The sequence below is a fragment of the Curvibacter sp. CHRR-16 genome (genome assembly GCF_018474005.1).
Classification (GTDB): domain Bacteria; phylum Pseudomonadota; class Gammaproteobacteria; order Burkholderiales; family Burkholderiaceae_C; genus Allorhodoferax.
On record NZ_JAHCSH010000004.1, the window covers coordinates 143,656 to 155,849 of the forward strand.

Annotated in this window: 12 protein-coding genes; all 12 read right to left on the bottom strand. The window is 57.3% G+C overall.

The annotated features are described in order from the left end of the window. Positions 1-21: 21 nt before the first annotated feature. The 12 genes from KIK84_RS10330 to KIK84_RS10385 are packed head-to-tail and all read right to left on the bottom strand — an operon-like array spanning position 22 to position 12,181. Entirely contained in the window at positions 22-1,599 is a 1,578-nt protein-coding gene (locus KIK84_RS10330) for a hypothetical protein (protein WP_214123015.1), read from the bottom strand. Further along, positions 1,596-2,186, bottom strand: a complete 591-nt coding sequence (locus tag KIK84_RS10335; RefSeq protein ID WP_214123016.1) for a pilus assembly protein TadG-related protein — start codon at positions 2,184-2,186, stop codon at positions 1,596-1,598. The genes KIK84_RS10330 and KIK84_RS10335 overlap by 4 nt, the downstream gene beginning before the upstream one ends. Beyond that, positions 2,183-2,722, bottom strand: coding sequence for a hypothetical protein (locus tag KIK84_RS10340; RefSeq protein WP_214123017.1), 540 nt, complete (start codon positions 2,720-2,722; stop codon positions 2,183-2,185). Before KIK84_RS10340 ends, KIK84_RS10335 begins: the two co-directional genes overlap by 4 nt. Further along, on the bottom strand, positions 2,719-3,708 hold the full coding sequence (locus KIK84_RS10345) for a tetratricopeptide repeat protein (protein WP_214123018.1): 990 nt from the start codon (positions 3,706-3,708) through the stop codon (positions 2,719-2,721). The genes KIK84_RS10340 and KIK84_RS10345 overlap by 4 nt, the downstream gene beginning before the upstream one ends. Further along, positions 3,705-4,646, bottom strand: coding sequence for a type II secretion system F family protein (locus KIK84_RS10350; RefSeq protein WP_250207912.1), 942 nt, complete (start codon positions 4,644-4,646; stop codon positions 3,705-3,707). Before KIK84_RS10350 ends, KIK84_RS10345 begins: the two co-directional genes overlap by 4 nt. A 10-nt stretch (positions 4,647-4,656) precedes the next feature. Next, positions 4,657-5,658: a type II secretion system F family protein gene (locus tag KIK84_RS10355; RefSeq protein ID WP_214123019.1), complete on the bottom strand. Its 1,002-nt coding sequence runs from the start codon at positions 5,656-5,658 to the stop codon at positions 4,657-4,659. Further along, complete coding sequence (locus KIK84_RS10360) at positions 5,658-7,163, bottom strand: TadA family conjugal transfer-associated ATPase (RefSeq protein WP_250207913.1); 1,506 nt, start codon at positions 7,161-7,163, stop codon at positions 5,658-5,660. Before KIK84_RS10360 ends, KIK84_RS10355 begins: the two co-directional genes overlap by 1 nt. Further along, a complete protein-coding gene (locus tag KIK84_RS10365) occupies positions 7,164-8,429 on the bottom strand; it encodes a CpaE/TadZ family protein (RefSeq protein WP_214123020.1) in 1,266 nt (421 codons plus the stop codon). A gap of 1 nt (position 8,430) precedes the next feature. Further along, entirely contained in the window at positions 8,431-9,105 is a 675-nt protein-coding gene (locus tag KIK84_RS10370) for a CpaD family pilus assembly lipoprotein (protein WP_214123021.1), read from the bottom strand. 16 nt (positions 9,106-9,121) lie between these two features. Further along, complete coding sequence (locus KIK84_RS10375; protein WP_214123022.1) at positions 9,122-10,600, bottom strand: type II and III secretion system protein family protein; 1,479 nt, start codon at positions 10,598-10,600, stop codon at positions 9,122-9,124. Between the two features lie 36 nt (positions 10,601-10,636). After that, on the bottom strand, positions 10,637-11,578 hold the full coding sequence (gene cpaB, locus KIK84_RS10380) for a Flp pilus assembly protein CpaB (RefSeq protein WP_214123023.1): 942 nt from the start codon (positions 11,576-11,578) through the stop codon (positions 10,637-10,639). 60 nt (positions 11,579-11,638) lie between these two features. Beyond that, positions 11,639-12,181: an A24 family peptidase gene (locus tag KIK84_RS10385; protein ID WP_214123024.1), complete on the bottom strand. Its 543-nt coding sequence runs from the start codon at positions 12,179-12,181 to the stop codon at positions 11,639-11,641. Positions 12,182-12,194 lie beyond the last annotated feature (13 nt).

The following is a 12,194-nucleotide window of genomic DNA, read 5'->3' on the forward strand; positions in this document are numbered from 1 at the left end:
CGGAAGGTGATGCACACTGGTTCATTCAATGAGACGAATGAAATTGCTTGTTTGGCGGAGCTTTTCAACGATCTTGTCCATCTGGTTTTGGATGCGATCCTCAGAGGCGACAAAGTCAAAGGCGGTCATATACGTGTGATCCGAATCCTCTTGGGCACACGCTTGCAGTGCCGATCCGGCTATGCGCCTAAAGGCAGACGCCGCATTGATAGTTCCGCTGGAATTGAGGTCATCGTTTTCGATTTCATCTTTCCCCACCACCACCATGAACAGTCGAACCTTGTGCTTTTTGAAACTGTCGCAAAGACTGGAGAAGCGTTGCGACACGGTGCTGTTTTGGTTGCTGGAAGCGGGAAAGTCTTCCCCCCACGCGTTGTAGATATCGGTATCAAACCAGCGCTGCCCGGTTGAATTGACCAGCATCACAATGGCTTTGACGGTTTCACCATCCTCGTTGTCGAAGTCATGCGGCAACTCGGTACTCCCCCACCCCGAACTACCCCGGAAGGCGGGAGCCAATGCCATCGCACTCCACCCCAAGGCGATGGCGTAGTTCGCGTTAAAACGCGTGGACATTTGACTCAAACGCTCTTGCACTTTGTCCAAGTCGTTGGTCAAAGGTAACAAGGGTGCAGCAGGGCAGCCTCGGTCAGCCACCAGAAAACGCGTGTCAAGTGCGCCAGAGATCGATCCGAACGTTGGATCGGGTCCTATCCACGAAATAGGATCAGCACCAAGACTGCCGTTTTCCGGTAAATCATGTCGGTAGTAAACCCCAAATTGCGCACCAGGGGCTGAGTCCCAAAAATAGTTTTCCCCTTGGTGCAAGCCACGGAATAAGCACAGCAAGTTGGCACGCCTATCGGGCATCCGTGCATCACTCAAACCGCTGAAACCCGTGCGAAACAAGGCCTGCAGCCTCTGGGGTCGCAATGCATTGGCTGTTGTCCAGCTGCGCAAGCGCGCCAAATGGGCGGCACTGGGCCCACGGGGGGTGCGCGTGGTCGGATCGGTGAAATCTGGGGATACATTGACCGATTGGCTATATGGCACCAGCGCTATCCATGCATTGTTCCGATCGGCTACCAACTGATCGGCAAAGCGCATACCGAGACGGCGCAAGACCGCCAAATTGCTACTGGTTTCCGAAGTGGTATTGGGCAATGCCAAGGAAACTTCCACAGCCTTGTACAAGCCCACCGCGGCAGAAGAAACAGTCACATCGGCACTGCGCTCTAAGGCTGTAGCCTCGGTATGAAAAGTGGCACTGACACGAAAGCCCTGAGCATCATCTCGGGTCACGCGCTCTACAGACACCGACAGTTGGTTTTGCAGTTGCTGCGCATCCATGCCCAGATTGGTTCGCACATACTTTTCTGCCAAAGTCTGTACATCGGTCTTCTTGTCACTGGCGTAGGCTTGCGTCACAGCCATCGCAGCGGCGTCTGTCGCACGCTTGAGTTGGGCCGCATCCGTCTTCAGGCGTGTACCAGCTGTGGCATACACCAGCAAGGTCAACGTGGCCCCGGTCAGCAACAACAGCAGTGGCGCAATGCCCCCTTGCTGATAGCTAGTACGCGCTAATGGTGTGTGCGTCATGAGGATGACTTCATGGAAGAAAGACCGTTGGCTTGGCTTTCGCTTGTCAGCGCCTCATCCAACTCAATCGATTGCGCCACGGCACGGTGAATCACCCGAGCGCCCAGCACGCCTGGAAGCACCAGCCCGCCTGACAAGGTGATGTCCTCACTGCTGCGACACACCAGCACCACCACCATGGAAAGCGTACTATCCCCATCGTCCTCTGGTGGTTTTTCGGGCAGATCGCCTTGGTAGTCACGGCCATCGCTCAAGGGGGCGCACAACTGGCCTGCTTGCCCCCGCTGAAAACCCCAATTCACTTGGCCAGTCTGCAAAACGTTCAACACCACCACTTGGTAGTCCTGCGGACGCCCCATGGTGAGCACATCCACCACACCACTCAGGCCCGCCTTGGTGAGTTTGCTCTGGGCGGCCACCGTGATAGCTGCACTGCCAGCGGCTTGCTCAATCTGCGTGCGTTCAAGCCCGATGCGGTGCATATCCGTACCGACCAAACCAATGGCCAACAACAGCGGCAAGCCCAGTGCTGCTTCCACTGCAATAGCCCCAGTTTGGCGACAGCGCTGCACCAGTGTGGGCATCATTGATCGCTCTCCGCTGGCAAATAACCCAATAGCTGCTGATAGCGGTAATAAAACGTGGCGTTGTCCATGACCAGCAAGCGGGGAATTGGCGTGATGAAGTCCTTGCGCACATCCACCGTGATGCGCCATACCGGGACACTGCTTGAGCTACTTTGGCTGGAGGAGCTAGAAGAGCCAGATGAACTGGACGAATCTTCGTCCTCCTCATCGGCTTGGCCACCACCCATGGCATCCAAAGAGTTGAAACGCTCCACGCTGACGCTGGCAATATTGGCTTGCGACAGATAGCCGTGGGAAGCAGCCGCCATGTTCTGGCGAATCTGCTTTTCCATGCTATCGATATCACTGGTTTTGCTGCTGGAAGTGCGAAAGTCTTGAATGGCACGCTCAAGGGCTGTGTTGCCCATATCAATAGTCAGACCGATGTTGGCCAACTCCATGAACATCATCGCCCCTGCGATCACTACCGGCAGCACAAATGCCGCCTCCACTGCCAATGCGCCTTTTTGCCGATACGAAGGCATGTACTTGTTCATAAGGAGCCGCCTTCGCGCAAGGTCAACACCTCTTGGCTGGCGGCCAAGAATTCATCCCCCATAGAGGCCCCTGCTGCAATGCGCAGGCGCCGCTCATGCAGACCTTTCAAAGCTGCCGCAGCAAAGGTATCGGGCATCAGTTCCTGCAAGGTTTTTTGGGCTTGCTCGTCTTGGGCATCGAGCAAATAGGCCAATGCCAAGTTGAGCTTGATGGCAGGATTGCCGCCGACCACCGCCTGCTTTAACAAACGCACCGCATCGGCTTTATGGCCCAAGGCCAACTGCGACAAGGCCATGTTGTTGAGCACCTGAAAATTGGCTGGATCCAACTCCAAAGCACGGGTGAACTGCACTTTGGCTTGGGCATGCTGGCCCAAAGCATCCAAGGCCACGCCTTTGCTATTGAGGGCTGCAATATTGTCAGCATCCTGTCCCAGCACGCAGTCAAAATCGGCCAATGCTTCTTGGGCCTGTTTCAACGCCAAACGCGCACGCCCCATACCCGTGCACAGTGCCACTTGTGCTGCGCCATCCAAACTCCCCCCTTCACGCCGCAGCTCGCGACGAGCGCGACCAAACAAGGAAAGACTCTCTTGCGGCGTCGATACCACCGCCGCCGCATTGGCATACTCCAGCAGCTCCAAGGGCGTCAGTAGCTGGGCTTTGTCCAGCTGCGAATAGACCTCCAGCGCTGAAGTAAAACGGCCTTGATCTCGCAACAAACGGGCTAAGCGCAGACCTTCCTCATGGCGCTTTGCTTTAGCGCGATCTGTCTCTGGCGTGGCCGCAGCAGCTACCCGGGTGGAACTGGGAATACTGGAGGTACTTGCAGCGGTGCTCGTTGGAGTGGGCATCGTGCGGGTGCTCACATCCGGTGCATTGCGCACCGTGATCGTGCCGCAAGCCGTCAGAGCGAATACACACAGGGACAACAAAATGCCCGTACGGGCGAATCGCCCACCATGCAATGTTGCGAAGTTTTTCATGCAATCAACGATCGGATAACGCGCATCAGCGCGGGTGTAGCAACCAGTGCCACGACAGGCGGCAAGATCAAGGTCATCAGCGGCAGTGACAGCTGCGCGGGGAGTTTTCCCGCCTTCTCTTCCAAACTCAAAATCAAGGTAGTGCGGCTCTCTTCAGCAATAGTGCGCAACGCCTGCGCCAGAGGGGTGCCAAAGCGCTCGGCCTGCACCAAGGAGGCGACCATGCTTTCCACCGCCGCGACACGTGTACGTTCTGCCAAGTGGTGCAAGGCCACTGCACGGTCAGGCAGCATTTGCAGTTCGGCACTGGTGTAAGCCAACTCCTGGGCCATGGCAGGGGCACTCAAAGCCAGTTCCCGCGAGACAATCTTCAAAATGCGGGGAAAAGGAAGTCCTGCCTCAGCGCAAATGACCATCAAATCCAGCGCATCGGGCATGCTGCGGGACAAGCTTTCATGGCGCTGCGCTGCGCGCTTTTTCACCAGCAGTTCGGGCAGGGTCGTGCCTGCAAACAAGGCCAGCAGGCCCACCATCAAACCCGTGAGTCCAAAGCGGCTAGCAGGACTCACCCCACCCCACAGAGCCAACACCACCAACAACAAGCCCACCCCACACTTAGCAGCCATGAGTAAACCAATGGCCTCCTCCCGATGCCAACCGGCTGTAGCCAGCAGCTGCTGCAATGCCAAGCGATCTTTCTCAGCGCTGACCAAGGCCTTGCCCCACTGGGCCAGTTGTTGCTGCCATGCAGGCAAAGGCGCTTGCTCTTGGGCAATGGCATCGGCTGTTGGAGATGCGGGTTTGGCCAAAACAATGGGTGTCTTCAGGCGCTCATGCAGGGGGTTTTTGCTTTTTTCACGCCGCCACAGCATGGCCAGAACCAATACACCGGCCACACAGACACCAAACAAGGCAGGGAGTAGGACTTCGTTCATCATGGGAAATTCCTCATCCCACACGGCGTACCATGAGGTGCGTTATGAGCAAGCCAAAAGCCACGCTCACCAGCGCGTAGATCGTCACTTTTATGCCCGCCGGATCGCTGAACATAAAGCGAAAATCTGCAGGCGCATTGAGGTACATATACCCCAGCACGCCCGGAACCAGCAAAGCCACAATCTTGGTGGATGCACGTGCTTCCGATGTCTTGGCCATGACCTTCATCTTCAACTCTGCACGGGTGCGCAAAGTGGCAGAAAGCCGCTCCAACGTATCGCCCAAACGGCCACCAGACTCTTGGCTGATGATCAATATCACCGCAAAAAAGCGGTATTCGGCCAGTGGTACGCGCTGCGCTGATGCCTGCATCACTTGGCGCAACGACAAGCCCAAACGCAGCCACTGATCCACTTGGCGCAGTTCGTCGGTCAAGGGGCCTTGCATATTGTCCGCCGCGATGGCAAAGGCGCTGTGCAGTGGCACCCCGGCTCGGCAAATGCGGGTAATCGCATCAATACACTCAGGCAAATGGCGGGCGAGTGCTTGCAAATACTGATTCATGGCGGCCTGATACCCCAGCCACACAATAGCCACAAAGCACACCACGCCCGCGATACAACCTGTCAGCACAGGCGCTGCGGTCATACGGCCAAACAGCGCCCCCCCAAAACTAGCCACGGCAACCGTTAGCAGCAGGCGGCTGCGCAAACTAGGCAACCAACCTATGCGCTGCAAGCCCATGTGCAAGGCATCCACTTGCGCTGCAATGCTTGCATTGCGCTCTGCCCAGCGCTGCAAACGTGCAGGCAACCATGAGCGATCGGGCTGCAAGCCAATCGAATCATCGATGGGTTCAATCGCTGCTGGGCTGTCACGCAACAGTTCAGCCTTGATCTGCTCCAGCCGCTGGCTGATGGCCTCGTCGTGTCGTTGGCGGCCAAAGATTGCGCGCGCAGCAAAAAAACCGACCAATACCAGCAAGAAAACCAGCAGGGTGAACAAATCCAACATCACGCACCACCCTGCTCAAAAAGATGGGCTTTTTCGGTGTAGAAATTGGGCCGCAAACCGCTGCCTAGGTGCTCCCCAACCACATTGCCACTGGCGCTGATGCTGCGGGTGCGGAAGGCAAACAGCTCTTGCGTCTGGATCACCTCTTCCTCCATGCCGCACACTTCCACGATGGACACCAAACGACGCCCCCCATCGCGCATGCGCTCGATCTGCACAATCAAATCCACAGCGCTGGCAATCTGACGGCGAATAGCCGCCAACGGCAACTGCATATTGGCCATCATCACCATGTTCTCCAAGCGGGCCAAGGCATCGCGCGGGGTGTTGGCGTGCACGGTGCACAGCGATCCATCGTGCCCCGTATTCATGGCTTGGAGCATGTCAAAACACTCTCCACCACGCACTTCTCCCAAGATGATGCGATCTGGTCGCATGCGCAATGCGTTTCGGAGCAAATCTCGCTGATTCACCAAGCCTGTGCCTTCTGCACTCTCGGGCCTGGTTTCTAGACGTACCACGTGTACTTGCTGCAATTGCAATTCCGCAGCGTCTTCAATCGTGACGATGCGCTCTTGTGGGCTGATTCTTTGCGACATGGCATTGAGCAAGGTGGTCTTACCAGCCCCCGTCCCACCAGACACCACCACATTCAACCGCGCTTCCATGGCGCGGCGCAGCAGCAAGGCCATGTCCATCGACATGGCGCCGCGCTCGGCCAAGGACTCCAAGGAGAGGTCACGACGCATGAATTTGCGTATAGACATGGTCGTGCCATTGAGTGCCAGCGGATGGGTGATGACGTTGACACGACTGCCATCGGGCAATCGCGCATCGACCATGGGATTGGCCTCATCAATGCGACGCCCGATGCGCGCTGCAATCCGTTGGGCGGTGTTGAAAACGTGCTCTTCGTCAATGAAGCTGATCGAAGTCAACTCCAACTTCCCTGCCCGCTCAACAAAAACTTGGTGTGCACCATTGACCAAAATATCGTTCACGGTGTCGTCATGCAACAGCGGTTCGATAGGTCCGATTCCCACCATTTCATCGAGCATCTGCTGGCTAATGAGACGCTCCTCCTGCGCAGGCAATTGCAAACGCTGCTCATCGCAAATGCGGCGAATCAGCGCATCGACCTGCCCCTGCAGCTTGTCTCGCGGTGTAGTGGCTGCTTTCAGGGGATCAATTTGCTCAAACAAAGCCGTGCGAATCTGCTTGCGCTGCGCTTGGTATTCCGCGCTCACTGCAGTGCGCGCGGTTTGCTCGGTGCGATTGGCTACTGACTCGACCACTGGATCGCGCGGTGCTCCACCCACAGGAAGCGCCATAGCTGACGCCGCATTGCCCAACCTGCCAGCCGCCGCCATGGGGGCCATGGTCATCGGGGCTGCTGTGCTGGCTTGGCTTGCATGGACACTGGGCACCAGCTGCTGTGAGGCAGGACTGGGATTGGCATGAACACGTCCAGTGCTGTGCGGATGGGCCGATTTGCGAGGCAGCATTTATTTACCCCCTTGAAGCCAGACTGGCACCGCAGTGCCCAACAATTTCTGCAACCAATGCGCCGGAGCAGGGGCGCTCACCTGTGCTTTACGCCCCAGTATGCGGTCTGCCAACACCAACAAAGCTTGGGTAAAAGCGGGGTCCGCAGAGGGGTTAATGGCACCAGCCAGCACACTATTGGCCAGTCGCGCGCCTGCATAGGGCAAATTCACATCGATAGGTCGGCCCACGAACTCTTCAAATTGGGTTCGCGTGATGTGCCCGTGGCCTTGGCCAGTCGGGCGTGTGGGGTTGTGCACCAGCACCAAACTTTGCCCTGTGCGCTCATCGCCATAGCGCTGCACCAGACGATGTGCGTGGCGAGCGCTAGTCACATTCATTTCGCACAGCAAAACACGCACATCGGCGTGATCCAACACCTCGGCAACCCCCTCCGTATGGCAAGAAGGCATATCCCATAGAGCCACCGAAAACAGCTGGCTCAGTGCCCCGCCTAGCTCTAACACGCGCTCAGCATGCACCGCCACGTGGGCGCTGGGTTGCTGTGATAGCAGGTGCAAACGCTGGGGCACACCGCCGCTTTGCGCCGCAGGCAAAGTACGCAGGCTGCGGGCTAGCATGCGCGGATCAATGTCACTGGCCTCTAGCAGTGCGGCCAATCCCGCATCCGCATCGGTTCCCAACAGCAAAGGCAAGTCGCCTTTGCTACGGTCAAAGTCCACCAGCACACACGGTGTTTCTCGCTTGCCTGCAACCAGCTGCCCCAGCAAAGCGGTGACAGTGCTCACACCGGCACCGCCCGTTGCGCCAAACAGGGCCACCGTACGCCCCGCACGCAGCGGCGCTCCATGTCCCAATGGTTGGCCATGTTCTGCCCGCTCCAGCACGGAGGCGAGCAAATCCAAGCTCAGTGGTTTAACCAAGTAATCCAAAGCACCCGCTAGCAACAGCTGGCGGTACAAATTCACATCTTGGCGCTCCCCCAACACGATGATTTGCACTGCAGGCCCAAATGCCGCGGTGAGCTCTGTCATCGCTTGCAAGGGATAGCGTTCATGGCTGAAATCCACCACCAGCAATCTGGGCAATGCATTGCGCCCAGCCCATGCCAAGGCCTCTAGCGCTCCACCGGCTTCCAGCACACGGCATGGTTGCTGCAAACGGGTGAATAAATCGGCCACAGCAGGGCCATCGTTGGCCGACACAAATGCCACGATCCCTTCGGTGGCACCTTCGTGCGTATTCGATGTCAAGGTATCGTTCATGTTATTGGTCGAAGTCGATGTCTATGAGGTCACGGATATCCGCCTCTTGGTAGCGCTGCACGGCCAGCACCGCTGCGCTGCCATCGGCACCCGCCAATGCGCGTGGGCGTGCCAAATCGCGCGGATCACTGACCATTCGTGCCAAATTGGCGCGATTGGCACACCCCAATGGGCCGATGGCGGTGTACGGATTGACCATCCAGTCGTTCGCACGCGCCAAGCCGCACTCAGGCATGCTGATGACAAGCGCATCGGATTGCAGCTCCAGATCCCCTCCATGGCGCTTGGCGTCTTCCAAGCGAGTCGCATCGCTGGGAATAGCCAGCACTTGAGGCTCTTTTGCGCCACTGGCTACCAAGGCCTTGGCCAAGCGCTTAGCCAAGGTTTCTCCACGCGCATTGAAAGGGGTGATCGTCAAAGTCTGCGCTTGTAAGCGACCTTGTTGGCTGAGCATGGCATTGGCTTGCTTCAGCGACTCAGGTGTCAGTCCTTTTTCGTCGGCAGACGCATGCAATGGCAAGGCCAAAGCACGCGGCTGGACGGTCGGTGCTTGCACCGATTCAGCAGAAAAACGGGCAGCACGCACGTCGTTAAGAGGTGTCTGGCATGCGCTCAGGCAGACTGCACATACCAAAACAAGCAGGCGGCTGATCAGTGTGAAAGATGGTGGGTTCATTGCTCGTGCATCCAAATCAATACAAATAACCCGCAGCGGATTGCTTTGGCACTAGCGCGTCAATACTGCGCAGGCCTTGACCGGGGACTCGCAACTCACTCATGGAGACGGGATCCACCACATTGGCCGTGACCAAAATGACCAACTCCGTCTCTTGCGACTTGGTTGCTTCTCGCTCAAATAAGCGACCAATCAATGGAATGCTGGATAAACCCGGAACGCCGGAGACTTCTTGGGAGGACGTAGAGCGCAACATGCCAGCCAAGGCAAAACTCTGACCGCTGGCCAGCTCCACTGTCGTGTCTGCGCGGCGCACTTTGAAGGCTGGAATCGTGGTGCCACCACTGAGCGTGACAGCCCCTTCAGAGGACAACTCGCTCACTTCAGGGGCTATGTGCAGGCTAATGCGATTGGCCGATAAGAGGGTGGGTGTCATACGCAAAATGACCCCGAACGACTTGAAATCAATCTGCACGTTGTTGGCCGTGATGATGACGATAGGCACCTCACCACCCGCTGCGAAAGCTGCACTTTCACCGGACATGGCGGTCAGATTGGGTTCAGCCAAGACGGTCGCCATGCCTTGCGATGACAAGGCAGACAGCAATCCATTAGGGCCTGCAATGGCAGCACCACCAGTGACAGTAGATGGCATCAGGGTCGACATCGCGCCCCCAGCGGCATTGGCCGTGAAGATGCCAGATGCATTGCCCACGCCCAATGTGGAGCCGTTGAACACCCCGGCCCAACTGAAACCCAGCTCGTGCGACAAGGAGCGGGACACTTCCACCACCCGCACCTGAATATTGATCTGCGAGGACTGCTCAACCTTGAGTTGGTTGATAACCCCGCTATTTTTGGAGTTTGCCCCACCTGGAGCACCACCAGCACCCGAGGCACTGGCATCCAAAAAAGCCTGCACCTGGTCTACCACCTGCTTAGCTTCCAGAGGTGTTTTCACCGCACCGCGCACCAAGATGCGGTTATTGATAGCAGGCTCTAGCTCGATGCGCGCACCGGGTACGGAGCGCAATATCTGCTCACGCAGCGGGGCCAAATTGTGCTCTGCCACCACTTTGACGGCAGCGATGACAACGTCATTGGCATCCAGTACATACAAGGTCGTGCTACCCACACTGTCGGCAAAGACAAACAAACTGGTAGGCGATGGCATTTGGAAGCTGGCCACCTTGGGATCGGCCACCAACACCTTGGCTGCGGCCCGTGGCAGTTGCAGCAAATTGCCTTCGCGCACCCGCAATGTCATTTGGCTGCTTTCAGCCAATTGGCGCAGCGATGCTGGCAAGGCCGTTTGGCTGTTCATCACCTCAACAGAGGGGCCTGCCTTACCTGTATTGCTAGCCACGGCCGCCGCAGGGACAGGGGTGGCTGCAGAAGACATGCTGGGCAATGCAGCAGCAGCCACCATGGAGGCCCACACAAGGGGTGTAGGTTTGGCTTGCAGCACAGAAGACGATAAATGGGAAAACTTCATGACAACGACTGTTTGTATGGACGGTGGCCGCAGCACTCACGGCGCACGGTTAAAGCTCAGAGTGCCTTGCTGCGAGCCCTGAAAGGTTTTGACGGTGACCGTTGACGAGGAAGTACCCGAAGTACCTTTGAACATCGCCGTGGCGTCCCCAATGCGGGTGACTTGCCGTGCAGCCACAGGCTGGGCGTCGGTCGACTCTTCACTCACACTGCGCAGCGCTACTTGCAAAGTACCCACCTCCTTGGCAACTGCCAAGCGCTCTGCCGCTTCGGGAGTGACTTCCAAGGTCAAGGTTTCAAAGTGAGGGGCCTTTTGGCTGCGCGCTTTACTCTCTTTGGCACTGGCGTCTGCTGGCACAGGCACGATGCTTTCGACGTTGTTATTCAAGGCCAAAACGCGTACGCGCCTCAGGATGGTCTGTGCAGCCAAGGTCACCAAGGGATTGCGCGCCTCTGTACTGGTGCTGGCCTCTGTGCTGGAGCCGCGCTCCAAACTCAAAATCACATCTACCCAATCCCCGGCAGACACCAAGCCTGCGTTACTGGAAACAGCACTGGTAGGAATGGTGATAGCCCGCATACCAGGCGAGAGCACTGCGGCAATAAAACCCGGCTCTCCTGGCCGCACCAGCATGTCACGCATCAGCACATCACCCTGCACCAAGGGTTTGCGCAATGCAGCCCCCACTAGCTCGCGCACAGCATCTTGCGCGTCATCGGCAGCACCTACCGACAACTCACCAATACCCAACTCGCTGTCCAACTTTTCACGCCATTCGAATGCATCAGCCCCAACAAACAAACCCGATGGCAAGTCTTTGCGTGCCACCAAAACGCGGTGTTTGGGCGGCTTGGCCACCTCCACTTCCTTGATGATGGTCACCGGTGGGGGCGGACGCATCAGCACCCGAGCGACCCATGCCGCAGAACAGGCGAGCAAAACCACCCCTGCCAGCATCAGTACAGACTTACTCTTCACTATCCAACTCCATCCAGAAAATAAGTACAGGCTGCAGCAGCTACCGCACTGCAGGCCTCATCAAGGAACGCATAAAACGAAGGAGCCACCCAAGCCGATGGCTACTCCATAAGGAATGCCACGCATCGTGTGAGCGCCCAATGCCAAAGGGGGAGTGATGTGCCAACGCGGCCAGATCACGGACACCATCTGCGACGCACTGAAAACGGCCTGCGCCAAATACAGCTCCACCACCCGCAACAAGGGCAAGGCCAAAGCCAGCAAGCCCCCCACCAACGATGTAGCCAGCAAAAAAACCATGGCCTTTTCACCAAACCAAAGGCACAAAACCGCCATCAGCTTGACATCCCCTGCCCCCACCCAGCGTAAATAAAACAAGCCAAAGCCCACGACCAGTACAGCAGCCGCCACCAAGGCAGAGCGTCCTACACCCCACTCCAGCGCGGTGTCTGCGCTGTAAATAAAGCGACAGATAGCGCCCCCCATCCAGAGCACCAACAAAGCCACCACCACCTGATTGCTGATGCGCCGATACAGCAGATCGGACACCATGACCCACGCAAGGAATACCCCCACGACAGGAACAAATATGTCGGCAGTCATGACTGTTAGGACT